At 72.1% G+C, this 17,940-nt stretch carries 16 protein-coding genes; 8 read left to right on the plus strand and 8 right to left on the minus strand.

Annotated elements, in window-relative coordinates; translation table 11 throughout:
- Positions 1-60: 60 nt before the first annotated feature.
- Together A4E84_RS17075 and A4E84_RS17080 are read right to left on the minus strand one after the other, a co-directional pair.
- A complete protein-coding gene (locus tag A4E84_RS17075) occupies positions 61-729 on the minus strand; it encodes a hypothetical protein (RefSeq protein ID WP_062927412.1) in 669 nt (222 codons plus the stop codon).
- Positions 726-4,241 carry a CHAT domain-containing protein gene (locus A4E84_RS17080; RefSeq protein WP_062927413.1) on the minus strand — a complete coding sequence of 1,172 codons (3,516 nt, stop codon included), beginning with the start codon at positions 4,239-4,241 and terminating at the stop codon, positions 726-728. The genes A4E84_RS17075 and A4E84_RS17080 overlap by 4 nt, the downstream gene beginning before the upstream one ends.
- A 272-nt stretch (positions 4,242-4,513) precedes the next feature.
- Here A4E84_RS17080 and A4E84_RS17085 point away from each other — a divergent pair, with 272 nt between their 5' ends.
- From A4E84_RS17085 to A4E84_RS17095, 3 genes are all read left to right on the plus strand, one after another.
- Positions 4,514-5,062 (plus strand): GNAT family N-acetyltransferase, encoded by a 549-nt coding sequence (locus tag A4E84_RS17085; protein ID WP_062927414.1) that lies wholly within the window; start codon positions 4,514-4,516, stop codon positions 5,060-5,062.
- A gap of 91 nt (positions 5,063-5,153) precedes the next feature.
- Positions 5,154-5,627 (plus strand): hypothetical protein, encoded by a 474-nt coding sequence (locus tag A4E84_RS17090; protein ID WP_062927415.1) that lies wholly within the window; start codon positions 5,154-5,156, stop codon positions 5,625-5,627.
- A gap of 399 nt (positions 5,628-6,026) precedes the next feature.
- Positions 6,027-6,359 (plus strand): hypothetical protein, encoded by a 333-nt coding sequence (locus A4E84_RS17095; protein WP_062927416.1) that lies wholly within the window; start codon positions 6,027-6,029, stop codon positions 6,357-6,359.
- 19 nt (positions 6,360-6,378) lie between these two features.
- Here A4E84_RS17095 and A4E84_RS17100 read toward each other — a convergent pair whose 3' ends face one another.
- Positions 6,379-7,362, minus strand: a complete 984-nt coding sequence (locus A4E84_RS17100; RefSeq protein WP_062927417.1) for a helix-turn-helix domain-containing protein — start codon at positions 7,360-7,362, stop codon at positions 6,379-6,381.
- A gap of 160 nt (positions 7,363-7,522) precedes the next feature.
- On the opposite strand from A4E84_RS17100, the gene A4E84_RS17105 reads away from it, so the two are divergent.
- Together A4E84_RS17105 and A4E84_RS17110 are read left to right on the plus strand one after the other, a co-directional pair.
- Positions 7,523-8,041 carry a hypothetical protein gene (locus A4E84_RS17105; protein WP_237304939.1) on the plus strand — a complete coding sequence of 173 codons (519 nt, stop codon included), beginning with the start codon at positions 7,523-7,525 and terminating at the stop codon, positions 8,039-8,041.
- Between the two features lie 62 nt (positions 8,042-8,103).
- Positions 8,104-8,709, plus strand: coding sequence for a response regulator transcription factor (locus A4E84_RS17110; RefSeq protein WP_062927419.1), 606 nt, complete (start codon positions 8,104-8,106; stop codon positions 8,707-8,709).
- Positions 8,710-8,948: 239 nt separating this feature from the next.
- On the opposite strand, the gene A4E84_RS17115 is transcribed toward A4E84_RS17110, so the two are convergent.
- Genes A4E84_RS17115 through A4E84_RS17130 form a run of 4 tightly spaced genes read right to left on the minus strand, consistent with a single transcriptional unit; the run spans position 8,949 to position 14,865 of the window.
- Positions 8,949-10,064 (minus strand): 3-dehydroquinate synthase II, encoded by a 1,116-nt coding sequence (locus A4E84_RS17115; RefSeq protein ID WP_031104993.1) that lies wholly within the window; start codon positions 10,062-10,064, stop codon positions 8,949-8,951.
- Entirely contained in the window at positions 10,036-11,016 is a 981-nt protein-coding gene (locus A4E84_RS17120) for a 2-amino-3,7-dideoxy-D-threo-hept-6-ulosonate synthase (protein ID WP_062927420.1), read from the minus strand. Before A4E84_RS17120 ends, A4E84_RS17115 begins: the two co-directional genes overlap by 29 nt.
- The gene (locus A4E84_RS45330; protein WP_063827501.1) at positions 11,013-13,340 is read right to left on the minus strand and encodes an AMP-binding protein; all 2,328 of its coding nucleotides are present in this window, start codon (positions 13,338-13,340) and stop codon (positions 11,013-11,015) included. The genes A4E84_RS17120 and A4E84_RS45330 overlap by 4 nt, the downstream gene beginning before the upstream one ends.
- 37 nt (positions 13,341-13,377) lie before the next feature.
- Positions 13,378-14,865 carry a multicopper oxidase family protein gene (locus tag A4E84_RS17130; RefSeq protein ID WP_062927421.1) on the minus strand — a complete coding sequence of 496 codons (1,488 nt, stop codon included), beginning with the start codon at positions 14,863-14,865 and terminating at the stop codon, positions 13,378-13,380.
- A gap of 241 nt (positions 14,866-15,106) precedes the next feature.
- Between A4E84_RS17130 and A4E84_RS17135 the strand changes: the two genes are divergently transcribed.
- The 3 genes from A4E84_RS17135 to A4E84_RS40815 all read left to right on the plus strand — a co-directional run bounded on the left by A4E84_RS17135 (position 15,107) and on the right by A4E84_RS40815 (position 17,231).
- The gene (locus tag A4E84_RS17135; RefSeq protein WP_062927422.1) at positions 15,107-16,684 is read left to right on the plus strand and encodes a SagB/ThcOx family dehydrogenase; all 1,578 of its coding nucleotides are present in this window, start codon (positions 15,107-15,109) and stop codon (positions 16,682-16,684) included.
- A gap of 165 nt (positions 16,685-16,849) precedes the next feature.
- The gene (locus A4E84_RS40810; RefSeq protein WP_078615318.1) at positions 16,850-17,023 is read left to right on the plus strand and encodes a thiazolylpeptide-type bacteriocin; all 174 of its coding nucleotides are present in this window, start codon (positions 16,850-16,852) and stop codon (positions 17,021-17,023) included.
- Between the two features lie 34 nt (positions 17,024-17,057).
- Complete coding sequence (locus A4E84_RS40815) at positions 17,058-17,231, plus strand: thiazolylpeptide-type bacteriocin (RefSeq protein WP_079128999.1); 174 nt, start codon at positions 17,058-17,060, stop codon at positions 17,229-17,231.
- A 102-nt stretch (positions 17,232-17,333) separates the two neighbouring features.
- On the opposite strand, the gene A4E84_RS17140 is transcribed toward A4E84_RS40815, so the two are convergent.
- Positions 17,334-17,930, minus strand: a complete 597-nt coding sequence (locus tag A4E84_RS17140; RefSeq protein WP_237304940.1) for a DUF7010 family protein — start codon at positions 17,928-17,930, stop codon at positions 17,334-17,336.
- Positions 17,931-17,940: the final 10 nt, after the last annotated feature.

Raw genomic sequence — 17,940 nt, forward strand, 5'->3', positions numbered from 1 at the left:
AAGAAGATTGTCCGCTTCCTGGCCTGTGTGCGCCACTCGGCGTCCCGCGTGCCGACCGCTTCACCCGGCCAGCACGATGGCGTGCGGCGACGGTGCCAGCCGTGCCCGGTAGCGGCGGATCCCCCAGCTGCGGTGCTCCAGCTCTGCCGCCATCAGCACCTCCGCCGTGTTCAGCCGCCCGGGCACGAGTTCCACCAGCGCGGCCACCGGATGGTCGCCCGCCAGCGGGTAGCTCTTGACCCGGCGGAACTCCCACTGCGGGTTCGGCTGGGACGAGCCGTGACCGCGGACGATCCACTCGTCCCTCTCCGGCCCCGCACCCGGCGGCTTCTCCACGCCCACCTCCAGCACACCCGCGCTGACCGTGAAGCTCATGCCCATGCCGGAGCCGGCGACAGGGCGGGTGCGCTCCCCGGGGTCGATCAGGCGCGCAACGGGCTGTGCCCGGCCGTCGGGTGTGGACAGTGCCACTCCCAAGGATGCGTGGCGGAACGCGCCTTTGCCCGTCGGTGTCTCCGGACGGAACGAGCACACCATCAGCAGCTGCCGGAACTCGCGGTCGGGCGTTGCCTTGACGTAGGACGCCCACTCCGCCGGCGCGCCCTCGTGGTCGGCGGGCAGCACGTCCCAGCCGAACGTGAGCCTGCCGCGCAGCGGTTCGTCGTCTGCCGGGCCGCCGAGTGTGCGCTCCGGCAGGAGTTCGACCTCGTGCAACCGGACCTCGGTCATGCCACGGCTCCTTCGCTCCGACCGTGCAGGTAGGTGAACGCTCCCCAGTCACGGTAGTGGGGATGCCGGGTGCGGGTGGCGAGCTGGGCCTCGCGGAAGGCACGCTCCGGGTCCAGGAGATCGTGCGCGATCCGGTGGTGCATGTGGTGGTAGAAGTACGTCGCCGGCTCCGGGCGTACGGGCCACAGGCATCCGACGACGGCCTGCGCACCGGCGGTGATCAGTGCGGACGGGATGCCCCGGACGTTGTCCCCGCGGTCGAACCGGCCCAGTGCGGACTCGCACGCGGCGAGGGTGACCAGGCGGACGCCACGCAGGTCGGTCTCCAGGAAGTCGTAGGCGAAGACCCTGCCGTCGTCGTCACGGTCCGGGGTGAGGTGGAGGCAGTGCAGCCACGGCGCGTCCTGGTCCAGCGTGCCGTGTACGGCGATGTGGATCACATCCGCCGTGGAGAGCTCCGCGAGGAGCCTGTCGCGCGTGGCCGCGGGACCGGTGACGGCGTCCGTGCCGACCGCGGCGGCGACTTGGCGTGCGTGCTCCTCCAGCGCCGGTTCGGCGTGCAGTCCGTAGGGCACGCCGCCGTCGGCCGAGGCCAGTACTACCGTGCGGCGCGGCCGTACGGGGCCCGCGGCGGGCGCCAGGGCTTCGAGGCCGGCGATGGTGGTGACCGTCCAGTCGTCGGCGATCATCCTGTCCCCGGTGCGGCACAGCGGCAGCGGCAGGTAGTGCAGGGCGCCGTGCGGCCAGGCCAGGATCCGGTCCTTGCCCTGGGCCCGCCACTTGTCCCACAGTCCGCTGCCGCCGAGCGGCAGGTCGCCCGGCTGCCGCAGCAGTCGGCTGCCTTCCGGTGTCACGTCGCCGAACAGCGGGTCGCGTTCGACCTCCGTCCGGATCGCCTCGACCCGGTCCGCCACCGGGTGCCGGTCGTCGTTCTCGTCCGCGCCGTCGCCCAGGTGCACGACGAGGTCCCGGCCCTGCCTGGTGACCGCGAGCAGCACCGCCCCGCCGCTCACGGCGGCGGGCAGGAACCAGGTCAGCAGTACGGTCCGGTCGTCCAGCAGCTCGTGCGCCTTCGCCCAGAGGCGCCGGTCGTCGATGAGCGGTGCCGAGCGGCGGCTCAGCTCATCGTCGATGAGCGACGAGATGCGCCATCGCACGTTCCGGGCGATCTGCCGGGTGTCGTGACCGCCGGGACGGCGGTCGGAGTCCAGTGCGCTCAGCAGGGGCGGCGGCCCGCCGGGCCTACCTGGGGAGGTGGCGGGGTCCTCCAGGTCGCGCAGCCTGCCGAGAAGGTGCTGGATGTGCGCGGGCAGCGCGAGCGGGCCGTCGATCCGCCACCACGCCCCCGACTCCGGCCCCTTGCCCGCCTGGTGCAGTCCGAGCATCAGGCCCATCGGCAGCGTCTCGGACTCCGCGGTGAGCTGCCAGACCGCCGCATGCACGAGGTCGCGCAGTACCCCGCCGAGTTCGGGCGCGCGGCTCGTGTCGAAGTTCGGCACGTCCACGAGGATCGCGGACAGCGCCGCCTTGAGTTCATCGCCGTGGAGGTCGCCCACCTGCTGCACGAACGGCACCAGGCTCGCCCGCGCCAGTTGCTCGAAGCCGAGCGAGGCGTAGCCGAGTGCCGCGTACGTGTAGTAGCCCCACGGGAACGGGACGGGGCCGGCGGCAGGCTCGCCCGCCTGGGCCGACTGGTAGTACAGGTCCGCCGTCAACAGCCTGGCTTCTTCACTCCGTACGTCGCCCGCCTGCTTCAGGAGGGTCAGCCCCAGCGCCGGCTGTCCCAGGTCGCGGGCGTGTGCGGCTGTGTGCAGCAACGCCGCCGACCGCTGCGCCGGGGTCCATGACTGCGGGAAATGCGAGGGCCACGAGGGCTGCGTGGGCCGCGTGGACTGCGAGGGCTGCGGGGACTGCGGGAACGGGGCCGTGAGTGGGCCGTCGGGGCCCGGGCAGTCGGTGGGGTCATCGGGCAGCACGTGGAGCCGTGCCTCGATCAGCTGCCTGCGGTGGGCTGGGTCCCAGCGGACGTCGAGCTGCTCAGCCCAGGCCAGCACAGTGCGCAGCAGCGGCCGGTCGGCGTTCTCCCGGGCCAGGTTGACGCCCTGGCTGATCACCTTCGCGGTGACGCCGCTGCCGTGGGCGGTGACGAAATCAGCCAAGGGCGACCCGAAGATCGCCCTGGGCAACCCGTCGACCAAGGTGGGGGGAATGCCGTCCACCACCCTCAGCAGGAACAGGGCGACATCCGGATCGTCGGCGGTGGACGAGTCGAGCCATGCCGACAGCGCGGCGTCCGCGGCGTCCCGGTGAACTCCCTCCTCGTCCGCGAGGATCTGCGCCAGTGACGCCAGGAGCCGGGGCCTTCGCGTCCCGCCGTCCAGCTCCAGCGCGCGCACCACCAGGTGTCCCGCCTCCGCCAGCAGCCGGGGGGACTCGGCCTGGAAGGGCTCCTCGTCGGTGAACCACGTGCGGTACAGGTCCGCGTCCAGCCGAGCGGACCAGACGGTACGCAGTCCGCGGGCGTAGTGGTCGGCGGCGAGGTCCTCCGCTCCCCGGGTGGCCATCCGCAACCGGGCCGCGGCCAGCAACGCGGATTCCAGTTCGGCGGGATCGCTCAGCTTGTCGAGCAGCCGTGCCGCCACCGCGTCGGCCTCCTCGAACACCGTGCGATCGCATCGGTCCGCCACCACGTGGACGGCCAAGTCGACGGTACGGAGCGCGGCGTCGCGCCAGGCGGCCTCCGCCCTGCAGGCGTCGGCGACCTCGGCGACCAGCCTCCAGTAGACGTACATGAACTCGGCCGGACCGCGGTGGTCGAGGAACTCGTCCCGGAACAGCGGTTCCACCATCGCCTCGGCGGGCAGGGCCTGCTCCGCGGGTTCCGCCAGGGCTTGTCGTGTCTGCTCCAGCTCGCGGGCCCGTTGCTTCGCCTGGGGCAACGACAGGATCCGGTCGCACGCGTAGTGCGCCAGCTCCATCAGCGTGCCGACCGGGTCGATGAGGAACCTGACCGTCGGCGCGCTGTCCTTCTCGTCACGCGGTGCGCAGCCCGGCTCGCCGAAGCGGAAAGGCACCGGGCCGGCACACACCATCCCGTGCCGCGTTTCGAAGTCGAGCGCGCCGATCGGATCGTCCGTGGCGGGCAGCACGTGGGAGACGACCAGCATGACCGAGCCCGAGGCGGTCGCCGTCTCCCGCCAGCCGGGCGGCTCTTCCAGGCGGAGGTCGTGCGCGAAGTGCGCGCCGTCCGGGCTGAGGACGGACAGCATGCCTTCGTCATCCCGCGTGACACACCATCTGTGGTCGACGGGGCGGCCGAAGGGCAGTTCGTTCAGTGAGAGGAGTACCGGGAGGCCCCACCAGCCGTTCGCGCGGGTGAACAGGCTGCCTCCGGACCCGCCGCCGGAGGTGAACGGGCTGATGGCGGCCGGCCCCACCGCCACGCCGGCCTGCCGGACGCCCTCCGCCTCCACGACGAAGGCCCACCCCGTGATGTCCCGCGACAGCCGCACCCGTCCCCCTCGCGCCATCCGGTCATCAGTGGGATTCAACAATGGCACGCCCCTGGTCGGCCCCGCGCGGCCCTGGAGCAGCGTGGTGTCGAGCCCGCCGCCGTACGCGCTGTCGAAGCCGCATGGGGTGCCTTCGGAGAGGCGAAGAAGGCGTACCTTGCCCATGGATCGACCGAGAGGTTCATAGAGCAAGGCCGACGTGGCCGCGTCGGTCGGGAAGGCACGCGCGTGCTTGCGGTGGTCGACGACGAGTTGCACAGCCGGGTCGGGGCGTGAGCGCCCTCGCTGCCCAGGCCATCGGGACCCAGCGGCTGGACCTCCTCCCGCTGCGTGTCGAGCACGCCGAGGAGATGGCCGCCGTGCTGTCCGATCCGGCCCTGCACACCTTCATCGGCGGTACTCCGGACACCCCGCAGGCCCTGCGCTCGCGCTACCAGCGCATCACCGCGGGCTCTCCCGATCCGGCCGTCTCCTGGCTGAACTGGGTGATCCGGCTCCGTGCCGAGTCCTGTCTGGCGGGCACCGTGCAGGCGACGGTCGGCCCCTCCGGCCACGGAACCGTCGCCGAGGTCGCCTGGGTGGTGGGGGCGCCGTGGCAAGGGAGGGGCATCGCCGCCGAAGCGGCCCGGGGACTCGTCGACTGGCTCGGTCGGCAGCCGGTGGACGTCGTGCTGGCCCACATCCACCCTGAGCATCGGGCGTCCGCGGCGGTCGCCACCGCCGCCGGGCTCACCCCCACCGGCGAATGGCACGACGGTGAGCTCCGATGGCACCTGGCCGTCGGGCGCCGGCTCCGACGTCGTTCAGGTGGCGCCAAGTAACCAAGTCCGGAGCGCTACACCATGCGCAGACGCCTCGCGCGACATATCCGGAAGAACCGCGACACCTGCCGTGCGGGTGCCACAGTGAGCCGTGATCTCGACAACGTTCCTGCCGTTCATCGGCGTTGTGCTCGGTGGCCTCGTATCGACCCTGACCCAGTACTCGTTGGGCCGCGCTTCGGAGCGGGCCGAAGTGCGGCGGAGCTCTCGTGAACGCGCCGAGGCGCGTCGCAACGAACGCGTCGCCCACCTCGTCGACTTCCTGTCCGCGGTGCAGGAAGCCGAACGGGTCGCCGTGGACCGCCACCACCACCGTCTGGCCGACGAGCAGTGGGAAGCGCGGGCCAAGCAGTCCATCGACCGGATGTGGGTGGCGCAGAAGACGATCCACATGCTGTGCGCGTCCGAGGTGAACGAGGCGGCACGTCGACTGGCGTACGACGTCCAGGACGTGATCAGAAAGGGCCCCGACGATCCGGAAGAGCCGCAGGACGAGAAGGTCTGGGCCTGTATTCGCCCCAGTCGGCGGGCGTTCCTCGATGTCGTGCGGGGCCACTTGGAGTAGCCACTGGCGGAGAGTCCCCGGGCACCGTCAGAGCAGGTCCCTGAGGGCACGCTCCAGCCGTGCAACCAGCTGCCAGGTGCCCCAGTCCCGCACACGCCGGACGTCTCCGGCACTGGCCCACCAGAAGCCGGGAGAAGCCGCTCACCGGCACCAACCGCACCACCACACGCCACGACACAGCAGCCGTGGCGTGCCCCCCTCAGGGACCGGGGTGCAACTCCCTGCCAGGCAGCTTCCTGGCGGGGCCGGATGCGGACAGGGGCATCGGCGGGATGGTTGTCTCTTCTCAGCGGCCGGGAAGCGCGGGGAACGCGGAACGGTCCGGGGGAGCTGAAGCACCACCGGCTCCATGCGCAGCGTCGCGAAGGTTCTGACTCACGCAGGGAACGGAGACCAGAAATGATCCGCATCACCAAGCGTTGTTCCGCCGCCGTCGTCCTCGGCTCGGCCGTGCTCGCCACCCTCGCCTGGGCGGCGCCCGCTCAGGCCGCCGGGCAGCAGGGCACCGGCCCGGCCGTCGCCGCACAGGGCGAGATCCCGGTCGGCGTCGTACTGCCGCACCTGCCGGGCTCGCCGGACGACTTCACGTGGACGCCGCTGCCCCTGGGCGGCGACGACTTCACCTGGAACCCGGGGCCGCTGCACAGCGGTGACGACTTCAGCTGGCACCGCTCGCCGGCCCAGGGTCCCGACGACTTCACCTGGCAGCCCGGTCCGGTGGGCGAGCGGTGATCCCGTCGGTGACCGGCCGTCAGATCCACTGGCGGCGGGCCGCCTGGACCCCCGCCTCGAAGCGGCTGGAGGCGCCCAGGCGCTCCATCAGCTCGGCCATGATGCGGCGTTCGGTGCGGACCCCGATGCCGAGGGCCCGGGCCACCGCCTCGTCGGTGAGGCCGGTGGCGAGGAGCTGCAGGAGTTTGCGCTCCTGCGGGGTGAGGCCCTGCGGGTCCTCGTCGGGGGACTGCTGATGGAACGGCGTCGCGTGTTCCCAGTACGCCTCGAACAGGGCTCGCATGGCGAGCACCACGGGGCGGCTGTGGAACATCAGGGCGGCGGGGCCCGTCTGGCCGGGCAGGTTGGCCACGATGGCCGCGGTCGTGTCGACGATCAGCAGGCGCATGGGCAGGGTCGGCGAGGTGCGGACCTCGCTGTTGTGCTCCGCCATCCACTGCGCGTGGGCTCTGGTCACCCGGTCGCTGACGGCGCTGTCGAGGTAGATCGAGCGGAACCGGACGCCCCGGGCGAGCGCCCGTTCGTTCAGCGGACGGGACGCCTCGATGGCCTCCTTGGTCAGTCCGCCCACGGGGTGGAAGACCAGGGACTCCTGCTGGCACGACTCGGCGAGGGCCTCCAGCCGGATGCGGATCTCGTCCACGTTGTCGAGCTGCTCGGTGCCGTCCGAGCCGGACCCGGCCGAGGCCGTGTACTCGGCGGCGAGCGCGGCGAGAGCGGCCCGGTTCTGCTCGATGCGCTGCTGCCGCCAGGCCAGTTCGTCCTGTTCCCGCTGGAGCAGGACCTTCAGTCCGAGCGAGGGGTTCACCGCGCGCAGCGTGCCGGGTGAGTCTCCCGAGGGAGCGAGCAGCGACAGGTCCGACAGGCGCGTGAGCGCCATGTGCACGTCGTCGCGGCCGATGTCGAGGAGCTCGGCGAGCTTGTCCGGATCATGTTGCTTGTGGAACAGGATCGCGCGGTACACCGCGAGGGTCTGCTGATCGAGCGGCGATACGTCGTCCACGTGGCGTCTCCCCCTTGAACCACATGTGAACCGCATGTCTGGACCGGACCGCCGCGCCGGCTGGAGAGCGGCGGCGCGGCTCGGGGGAGCAGCGCAGGGTATGCGAAGAACCCCCGTAGATCGTTCACATATTGGCCACGTTACCCGCTCAGGAGTTCCGGTGTCGCACACAGTCGCACATGTACTACCGCCGTTGCACGGCTGTGTCGTCCTCGTCGTCGACGCCACCACCGGGGTCGGCCGGCGGGTCACGAGTCAGCTGTGCGCGCTGGGCGCCGCGGTCGCCGTGGTCGGTGCCGGGCACCCGGGGCGTGATGACGACGCCGCCACCAACGCGGCGTTCCTGTGCAAGGAACTGGCCGGAATCGGGTTGGTCGCGTTGCCGTATCAAGCCGATGTGGAACGGCCTGAGAGCTTCCGCGCGCTGACCGGTCAGATCGCCGCCGACCTCGGTCAGGTCACCGCGAGTGTCGTGGTCGTGCCGTCGGCAAGCGGAGGCGAGGGACCGGTGCAGGCCTTCCGCGTCGCGTCGGGTGTGGTCGCGGCCTCCCTGCCGGCCGGCGCCGAGCACATCGAGGTCGACGTGAGCGGCCAGGGCTTCAGCCTGGAAGAGGCGGCCCAGTCGGTGGTGGAGCGGCTGGTGCGGCTGCACGAGCAGTGGCGCACCCCCTCCGGGTGACGGCCGGCGCCTGTCATGTTTTCCCGAGTCTTTGCCTTAGTCCTGCCGTACGGGGGTCGAGCATGTCGATACGCATAGTCCTCGCTGGTGATCACCAACTCGTGCTGGAGGCCTTCGCCGAGACGCTCAACGGCGTCGACGGGCTGGAGGTCGTCGGCCTGGCCACGTCGTACGACTCCGTCCAGCCGGCCGTGGAGCGGCACCGGCCGACGGTGCTGCTGCTCGGCGAGTCCACGATGGGCGGGAAGGCGTTGCGCGTCGCGACCGACGTGCGGAGCCGGCATCCCCGGTGCGGGGTGGCGCTGATGGTCGGGGCGGCGACGGCGTCGGTGGTGGACCGGGCCGTGGCGGCCGGTGCGCTGGGTGTCGTGCCGAAGAACGCCCGGCTGCCCCAGCTGGTCACGACGCTGATGGGCGTCGCGGGTGGCTGTCTGACCGTCGACCCGTCGCTGCTGCGGCCGGTCGCCGTCGGTGAACTCTCTCTGAGCACACGGGAGATGGACGTGCTGCGGCTGACGGCCGGTGGGGCGACGGTGAAGGAGATCGCGGGCGAGCTGTATCTGGCGGCGGGGACGGTACGGAATCTGACGTCCGCCGCGATCAAGAAGCTCGGCGGGCGCAACCGGTTCGACGCGGCGCGGATCGCCGGGGAACACGGGCTGCTGTGAGGGTCGCGCGGTTGGTGGGCGGAGCACGGGTTGCTGTGAGGGGCGCGCGGATGGTGGGCGGAGCACGGGTTGCTGTGAGGACCGCCCGGGGGGCGGGCGGGAAACGGGCTGCGGTGAGGGTCGCGCGGGCGGTGGGCGAACGTGCGCCGGCCCCGGCACAGAGGGTGCCGGGGCGGGGCGTTGGTGCCGTGCGAGCGCTGGTCGGGCTGGTGCGGTGGATGTGCGGTGAGGTGCCAGGGTCACTTCTCCAGGCAGAACTCGTCGATCGGGTAGCCGACATGGCGGTCGGCGGTGGGCAGGTGCCCGAGGATGGTGTCGCCGGGCTTCAGCTCCGTGGAGTTGAGGACGGCGGCGTTCGGGCCGAGGACGCGCACGTGCCAGTCGTCCTGGAGGATCAGGTTGACCGTCTGCCCGCTCGGGGCGACCGCGTCGATGGAGATCAGCGGACGGGTCTCGATCTTGACGCGGCCGACGCTGACGGGCCGGGTGCGGCCCTTGACGTCGACGGCCAGCACCTTGCTGCCGGCGTGGAGTTCGCTGAGGTAGTGGGTGCGGCCGGCCTGCGAGACGGTGTACGAGTGCAGGGCGCCGGCGTTGACCCGGAAGGGGCGGGTCGGCATGTACGGCAGCGGGTGGGTCTCGCTGACGCACAGCACCATGCCCTTGGAGTGCGAGCCGACGAGGATGCCCTCGTCCTTGCGGAAGTGGGTCGTGGTGTCGACGCAGGCCCGCTCCCCCATGCCGATGTGCGTGGTCCGGGTGACGGTGAGTTCGACCAGGTCGATCTCGCCGCCGCGGGCGCTGGCGGCGGTGCGCAGGGCGGTGGCGTCGCCGACGGTGTTGGCCCGCATCAGGACGCCGTCCGAGCCCAATTCCAGGACGCCGTAGATGATCTCGGCCTCCTCGGTGTTGGACGCGGTGGTGATGATGGAGCCGGGGGCGCCGGTGGCGGCGGCGATCACGATCTCCAGCGGGATCTTGGTGGGGTCGCGGAAGTCGAGCACGCTCCACGGCTCCAGGCGGGCCGCGAGGCAGGCGTCCTCCAGGGTGTCGGCGTCGACGATCTCCACGTAGCGGCCGAACTCGACGTCCGGGTGGGCCTCCTGGAGCGCCGCCCGCTCCTCACGGGGGCCGGGGACGACGACCAGGTCGGCGGCGCCGAGGTCGGCGGGGACGGCGTCGAGGCCGTCCTCGAAGAGCAGGACCTTGCGGACGGTGGGAGGCAGGCCGGCGAAGGCGGCCGGGTCGGCGGCGACGATGCCGTCGATGCGCTGGTGCAGGGCCTCTTCGAGGACGGCCTGGGTGGCGGTGCCGGCGCCTCGGATGTCAAGCCAGCACAGTTTTGCGTCCGTCATGATGCGGACCTCCTGTCGGGTGTGAGGAGTACGAAGGGTCGGAGAGGTGGTGCGTGTCGTGGTCGAGCGGGGAGCCGGGCGCGCCGGGGTGGGCCGGGGCGTCCAGGTGATCGGGGGTCAGCCGCTCGGCCCGGTGTGCGTCGGCCGGGAAGGCGAGCGGGGCGAAGTGCTGCTCCGGGAAGTGGTGGATCAGCCGGGCGACCTTGGCGGCGAGCCGCCGCGGGTCGGAGGCCTGGAAGATGTTGCGGCCCATCGCCACCCCGCCCGCGCCGCCGGCCAGGGCGTCGCGGACGTAGGCCAGGACGTCCTCCTCGGTGGGCATCGCGGGGCCGCCCGCGACGAGTACGGGCACCGGGCAGGCGGCGGTCAGGTCGAGCATCTCCGCGGTCGAGCCGAGGAAGACGGTCTTGACCAGGTCGGCGCCCAGGTCGGAGGCGACGGTGACGGCGTGCGCCACCAGGTCCGGGTCGCGCGGGTCGGTCACCCGGGGGCCGCGTGGGTACACCATGGCGAGCAGCGGCAGGTTCCACCGATCGCAGGCGTCGGCGATCCGTCCGAGGTCGCCGATCTGCTGCCGCTCGTCGTCGGAGCCGACGTTGACGTGGACGCTCACCGCGTCCGCGCCGAGCCGGAGGGCCTCCTCGACCTGCGTCACCACGTACTTGGCGTCGGGGTCGAGCGCCTGGCTGGTGGACGCGTTGAGATGGATGATCAGCGACATCGCGGCGAACCGCTCCGGGCTGATGTGCCGGACGCTGCCCTTGTGCACGACGACCGCGTCCGCGCCGCCGGCGGCGAGCTGCCCGGCGAGGTGGTCGAGGCTGGTGCCCTTGGGTGCGACGGGCCCGTCGCTGATCGAGTGGTCGAGAGGGGTGATCATCAGGCCTGCCGTGCTGTGGCGGTAGAGCCGCCGCAGCCTCAGTGACCTGGCGAAGTGGCCGAATGCGGTCATGGGATGCCCTTTCTGTTGCGCGGATCGGTACGCGTACGCCGGTCGGTGGTCCGGCGGGCGTCTGGTCCGGCGGTACCGCCGGGGTCGGGCGGACCGGTGCCGCGTCGCTCCGCGGGTGGCGGAGCGGGGGCGCCTGCCGGGCGCGTCGGCGGCAGGCCGTCTGCCTGGCGCGTCGGCGGCGAACCGTCCGCCGGGCGCATCGACGGCAGGCCGTCTGCCTGGCGCGTCGGCGGCGAACCGTCCGCCGGGCGCATCGACGGCACGCCTTCGCCCGGGCGCGTCGGCGGTGGGCCTTCGGCCAGCGGGTGGCGCGCCGGGGGGCCCACGGCCGGGGGGTGTCCCGCCGGGTGGTCTACGGCCGGGGGGATGGGCTCCGTCGCGGCTGACCCCGTATCGGACACCGACCCCGTCACGGACACCCGCCCCGCAACGAACCCCGGCCCCGTCGCGGACCCCGGCCCCCTCGCGGACACCCGCCCCGTACCGGACACCGGCCCCGTACCGGACACCGGCCCCATCGTGGACACCGACCCCGTCGCGGACACCGGCCCCGTACCGGACACCGGCCCCATCGTGGACACCGGCCCCGTATCGGACACCGGCCCCGTCGCGGACACCCGCCCCGCAACGAACCCCGGCCCCGTCGCGGACCCCGGCCCCGTACCGGACACCGGCCCCATCCTGGACACCGGCCCCGTATCGGACACCCGCCCCGTCGCGGACCCCGGCCCCGCTGAGGAGCCGGTGACCCGTTTCGGTGGAGCGTCTCCCGTGGGGCGGGCCCGTACCGGGGTCGTGACCCCGCGCAGCCGTGCACGGTCCGGTTTTCCCGATGGGGTGAGCGGCAGTTCGGGCCAGACCGAGACGCTGACGGGAGCGTGTTCCGGGGTGAGGGTCGCGGCGACGTAGCCGCGCAGGTCGCAGGAGGTGTGGCCGGCGCCGGAGTGGAGTTCGACGGCGGCGTGGACCTGCTCCACCAAATCCTCGTCGTGGACGCCGAACACCGCCGCCTGCCGGACCTGCGGGTGCCGCAGCAGGGCCGCCTCGATGGCGGCGGGGTCGAGCTTGAGGCCGCCGTGCTTGATGACGTCGCCGACCCGGCCGTCCAGGCGGAGGTAGCCGTAGTGGTCCCAGTGCCCGAGGTCGCCGGTGCGCAGCCAGCCGTCCCGGTAGGTCGCCTCGGTGAGCTCCGCGTCGTCGAGGTAACCGGCTGACACCGTCGGCGAGTTGACCCAGATCTCGCCGGTCCGGCCGCGGCCCAGCGGGGTGCCCGAGCCGGCTGCCCGGATCTCCACGCGTACCCAGGGAAAGGGACGGCCGGCCGAGCCCAGCAGTTCGGGCTCGCGGTGGTCGAGCGGGGTGAGGCTGCTGATGCCGCCTGCTTCGGTGGTGCCGTAGACCTGGATCAGTACGTCGCCGAAGACGCGGACCGCCTGCCGGACCCGCTCGGGGGCGGCCGGGGTGCCGCTGTAGGTGATGCGGCGCAGCGACGACAGGTCGTACGACGTGACCAGCGGGTGGTCGAGCAGGCGGTACAGGTGTGGCACCGCCACGTAGACGTCGGTCACACCCAGTTCGGCGATGGCCGTCAGGGTCGCGCCCGCGTCGAACTCGTCGTGCAGGACGACCGTGCCGCCTGAGCACAGCACGGCGTCGGCCATGGGTGCCGTCGTGTGGCTGACCGGTGTGACGGACAGCAGTGTCGCCGGGCCCCGGGGGTCGAGGCCGGAGGCCAGCCGGCCGACGAGGTGCTCGCGGGTGCCGTAGCGCTGGGCGACCATCTTGGGGCGGCCGGTGCTGCCGCTGGTGAAGTCGACGACGGCCAGGTCGCCGGGGTGCGGCGGCGGGGCCGGCGGCACGGTGTCGTGCCCGTCCGCCGTGCGCGGGATGGCCCGCACGGTCAGGCCGGGCCGTCGCCGCGCCAGCCATCTGCCGCGGGACGCGCTCTCCTCGTCCGTGTCGTCCACGAGCAGCAGCGACACCCCGAGGTCACGCAGCAGCCCGGTCTGGGTGGCGACCGAGAAGGTCTCGGTGTCCGTGCGCGGGTTCATCGAGCGGACGTAGACGGAGGTGGCGCCGAGCAGATGGACGGCCCAGCGGGCGCTGAGCATCAGCGGGTGGTTGGGGCCGGTCAGGATGGCGACGGTGGTGCCGGGGCGGACGCCGTGGGAGTGCAGGAGCGCCGCACTGCCCAGGACGGACGCGTGCAACTCGCCTGCCGTCACCGTGCGTTCCGGCCGGTGCAGGACGATGCGGGTCGGGTCCCTGCCCAGCGCCGCGAGGACGCGGCGCGCATAGGGGCGGGGAATGGCTTCGGTGGTCATGGCCCTCCTTTCCGAAGGAAGAAGTCGGTTCCGGGAATCAGGCGATCTTCATCTGCGCCATCATTCCCATGGCGCTGTGGTCGATCATGTGACAGTGGTACGGATAAACACCGCGGTGCGAATCGAAGGTGAGCTGGAGTTTCGCGGTCTGGCCGGGAAAGAGCAGCACGGTGTCCTTCCAGCCGGTTTCCGCCGGATAAGGCGGCTGCCCGTCCCGCTCGAGAATGCGGAACTGCACCAGATGCGTATGGAAGTTGTGCGGGACGGTGGCGCTCTTGTTGGTCACCGTCCAGACCTCGGTGCTGCCCCACTCGATGTGGGTGTCGATGCGGTCCGGGTCGAAGGTCTTGCCGTTGATGTAGGCCTGGTGGCCACCGGAGCCGGGCTCGTCCATGGAGAGGTCGAAGCTGCGTTCCACGGTCGGTTTCGCCAGGGCCGGCAGCGTGGCGAGGGTGGCGGGGACCCTGCTGGTGTCGGCGGTGCGTTCGCCGACGTCGAACCGCATGACCTGGCCGACGAGTTCGGTCGGCCCCGGCCCGAGCATGTTGGCGAGGGTGAGCTCGGTGCCGGGCGCGTACCGCGAGAAGTCGACGACGAAGTCGATGCGTTCGCCCGGGGAGAGGACCAGCACGGGCGTCTCGGCGGGGGCGGCGAGCAGGCCGCCGTCCGTGCCGATCTGCTGCACGGGGTGCTGGGTGGCGGACCCGTCGGACAGCGCGAGGATGAAGATGCGCAGGTTGCAGGAGTTGACCAGCCGGAAGCGGTACTTGCGCGCCTCGACCTTCAGACGGGGCCAGGGGCGGCCGTTGACCAGGATGGTCGTGCGGTTCTCCGGGTCGTCCATCGTGTACACCAGTTGGTCGTTGTCGTCGAAGTGCGCGTCGCGCAGGACCAGCGGGATGTCGTACTTCCCGGAAGGCAGGCCGAGCCGGTCCTCGGCGGGGTCGCGCAGCAGGTAGAGGCCGGACAGGCCCCGGTAGACATGCTCGGACTCCATGTGGTGCGCGTGGTCGTGCGTCCACAGGGTGGCGCCGGGCTGCTTGTTCTCGTACACGTAGGTGCGTCTGCGGCCCGGCGCGATGGTGTCCATCATCCCGCCGTCGTGCGCCACCGGGTTGTTGCCGCCGTGCAGGTGCACGGAGGTCGGCATGTCCAGGGCGTTGATCTGCTGCACGACGGTGGTCCGGCCGGTGCGGGCGCGGATGGTGGGGCCCGTGAACGTGCCGTTGTACGTCAGGGCGTCGGTGCGGGTGCCCGGGAGGATCTCCACGCCGGTGCGGCGCATCGTGATCCGGTAGTGGTCGGCGGTCTTGGTGCGGCGGTACGGGGCGAGGACCGGCGGGATCGTCAGGGGCAGGGAGAAGGGTTCGACGGGGGCGGCCGCCGCGCCGGCCGGTGCGGCCTTCCCGGCCGCCGTGCCCTGCCCTGCGGCGGTGAGCGTCCGGAAGACCCCGCCCGCCGCGCCGACCGCGCCGACGGCGCCGGTGGTGAGGCCGAGACGTATCGCATGTCGACGACTGAACACGAGGTTTTCCTTCGCTGTCGGTGAGTTGCGGGGAGAATTCCTGTTCCGAGCATGCGCTGCGGGTGCCGAATGTCCGAGCGATCGAAGTCCGCCCCTGTCATCTGTCATGCATTCCATGACCCCGGTCACGAGCGGGAATGGCGACTGTCATTCGGTGCGGCCGGTGCGGGGGGAGCCGGTGTAGCGGGCCGCAGAGTGGATTTCGACAGGTCCGCCCACGCAAGTCCGTACCGGAGGCCCGATGAATCCCGCAGGCACGAAAGCGATCACCGAGAAACCCCCCGAGTCCGCCGCCCGGGCGCTGCGCGGCGACGTGCGGGTGACGTTCGACGACGGCACGGACACGGCGCTGCTGCGAGGTCCCGTCACCTCTCTCGCCCTGCGCCCGGTGCGCGGCCCGCTGCGCGGGGTCCTGCTCCGGCTGGCCGAAGGCCCGCTGCCGCGCGAGGAGTTGTACGAGGGCCTCGACGCCGCCGGGCGGAAGCGCGCCGACGCCCTGCTGGAGCGGGCCGCGCAGCTGCTGGCGTACAGCGTGCTGACGCACGACGAGCCGCCGCTGCGGCGGGAGTTGGTCCGGCTGGAGCCGACCGCGCGGGACGCCGTGCACCGGGTCGCGGACGTGGCGGCCGGCGACCGCGTCCGGCTCTCCCGGTTCGCGTTCTGCCGGACGCGTGACGGCGTGCTCGTCCTGGAGTCACCGCTGGTGAAGTTCCGCGCGGTGCTGGCCGACCGGGCCGCGCGTGAACTCGCCGCCGCCCTGGGGCAGCCCGGCCGGGCGGGCAGCGCCGGGGAGGTCACCGGGCTGAGCGAGGCGGAGACCCTGGACGTGCTGTCCCACCTCGTCGGTCTCGGTTTCGCCGAGCTCGCGGGCCCGGACGGCACGTTCGCCTCCGACACCGAACCGGTGCTGCGCCAGTGGGACTTCCACGACCTGCTGTTCCACTCGCGCATCCGCTCGGGGCGTTACGACGGTGTCTTCGGCGCCGTCTATCCGTACCGGGGCGAGATCGACCCGGAGCCCGCCGTGAAGCCCGCGCCGCCCGGCCCGGTGACCGAGCTGTACCGCCCGCGGCGCGCCGATCTCGACGCCGCCGACCCGTCACTGACCGCCGCGATCGAGTCCCGCCGCTCCCACCGCGCCTTCGGGGAGCGGGCGTTGACGGCACGCGAGCTGGGCGAGTTCCTGTACCGGGTGCAGCGCGTGCGCGTGCACCGCACCCCGGGCCCGGACTCCCCCGGCGAGGACGAGGTCGTCTCGCGGCCGTACCCGAGCGGCGGCTCCCTGTACGAACTGGAGCTGTACGCCACGGTGGTGCGCTGCGACGGGCTGGAGCCGGGCATCTACCACTACGACTCCTACGCGCACCGCCTGGTCCTGGTCAGCTCCGAGGAGGCGGCCCGGCGGGCCCTGCTGGGCGTCGCGTCCCGCTCGGTGGGCTTCGACGTCCACCCCGACGTGCTCTTCACCGTGACCTCGCGGTTCCAGCGCATGGCCTGGAAGTACCGGGCGATGGCCTACGCGACGACGCTGCGGCACACCGGGGTGCTCTACCAGACCATGTACCTGGTGGCCACGGCGATGGGCCTGGCGCCCTGCGGACTGGGCAACGGCGACGCCGATCTGTCGGCGAGGGTGCTGGGCCTGGACTACCTGCGGGAGTCCTCCGTGGGCGACTTCCTGCTGGGTACGCCGGCCGGCGGCACCGAGCCGCCCGCCGACCCGGGCGAGGAATGGCACATGGTGAACAGCCCCGACTGGGCAATTCCACTCGACGGCCCCGGAGAGCCGGGCGGCGGCGAAAAGTCACTCGCACCGTGATAAATGTCAGCCGGCGGCGGCGAACCCTGGCGCCGGGATGACGGCCCGAGCAATATGGATGTCAGAGCCGGACGGGAAAGGAAAGAAATCCCGGAAGGCGACCAGGAATGCACGGCCGGATTTTCCGGTGACGGATATCCCCGGCCTCGACGAAAGGAATGCGACATGACCGCCAAGGACATCAAGAACCAGGACGCGGACAAGGCGTTCGAGGGCTTCGACGCGGACGAGCTGGAGACCCTCGAGGTCACCGACGGCGTCGCCCTGCCGGAGATGGGCGCCTCCAGCGGCTCGATCGGCACCTCCTCCTCGTCCTCCAGCACCTGCTCGGCCTGCTGAACCACTCATCCCGGATCTTCGGAAGGATTTCGACATGACCGCCAAGGACATCAGGAACCAGGACGCGGACAAGGCGTTCGAGGGCTTCGACGCGGACGAGCTGGAGACCCTCGAGGTCACCGACGGCGTCGCCCTGCCGGAGATGGGCGCCTCCAGCGGCTCGATCGGCACCTCGTCCTCTTCGTCCAGCACCTGCTCGGCCTGCTGAACCGGCGTCACGGCACCAGCACCACAGCGTGAACGCGTCAAGGATGCGCCTGTCCGGCCCCGGCCGGCCGGGCACATCCTTGCGTTCAGCGCTGGGCGCGCGTCAGCCGCGCAGGGCCAGGTGGTACGACGAGGCCCACAACACCAGCGCGCTGCCCAGGCCCACCACGATCCGCACGGTCTCGCTCGCGAGGCCGGCCGCGACGAGCACGAACCCGGCGACCGCGACGGCGGTCAGCAGCGACGCCGTCCACCGGTACTGCCACTGGTCGTACAGGCGGGCGAGCGGGAAGAAGTGCAGGCCCACGACGAGGGCGATGCCCGCGGGGATGGCCTCGGGCCGGCCGGCGGCGTTGGACGCGGCGATGACGGCGAAGATGGCCGCCAGCTCGACGGTGTTGACGATGCCCACGCCGCGCGCCCAGTTGGCCGGCAGGTTCACCATCCGCGGCGAGGGCGCGGCGCCCCTGCGGTACCCCAGGTAGATCGCCGACGCCGTGAGCAGCAGCGCCGCCGCCTCGATACCGAGCGGCACGGCGTCCGTCGCCGAGCCGGTCCCGGAGGCCGCCGCCAGGGCCCACATCAGGGCGAACAGGGAGAGCACCAGCACGCCTCGGCGGCGCAGGTTGCGGGTGAGCGCGAGGCACTCGGCGTCCGTGGCGGACGGGGTGGGGGGTGTCGTGGGGGACGTAGATGTCACTCGCGGAGAA

It is taken from the genome of Streptomyces qaidamensis (genome assembly GCF_001611795.1).
In the GTDB taxonomy this organism is placed as follows: domain Bacteria; phylum Actinomycetota; class Actinomycetes; order Streptomycetales; family Streptomycetaceae; genus Streptomyces; species Streptomyces qaidamensis.

Coding starts and splice junctions, on each gene's coding strand:
- A4E84_RS17075 (WP_062927412.1), bottom strand. CDS start 729: ATGACCGAGGTCCGGTTGCACGAGGTCGAACTCCTGCCGGAGCGCACA.
- A4E84_RS17095 (WP_062927416.1), top strand. CDS start 6,027: ATGATCCGCATCACCAAGCGTTGTTCCGCCGCCGTCGTCCTCGGCTCG.
- A4E84_RS17110 (WP_062927419.1), top strand. CDS start 8,104: ATGTCGATACGCATAGTCCTCGCTGGTGATCACCAACTCGTGCTGGAG.
- A4E84_RS17115 (WP_031104993.1), bottom strand. CDS start 10,064: ATGACGGACGCAAAACTGTGCTGGCTTGACATCCGAGGCGCCGGCACC.
- A4E84_RS17120 (WP_062927420.1), bottom strand. CDS start 11,016: ATGACCGCATTCGGCCACTTCGCCAGGTCACTGAGGCTGCGGCGGCTC.
- A4E84_RS45330 (WP_063827501.1), bottom strand. CDS start 13,340: ATGACCACCGAAGCCATTCCCCGCCCCTATGCGCGCCGCGTCCTCGCG.
- A4E84_RS17135 (WP_062927422.1), top strand. CDS start 15,107: ATGAATCCCGCAGGCACGAAAGCGATCACCGAGAAACCCCCCGAGTCC.
- A4E84_RS40810 (WP_078615318.1), top strand. CDS start 16,850: ATGACCGCCAAGGACATCAAGAACCAGGACGCGGACAAGGCGTTCGAG.
- A4E84_RS40815 (WP_079128999.1), top strand. CDS start 17,058: ATGACCGCCAAGGACATCAGGAACCAGGACGCGGACAAGGCGTTCGAG.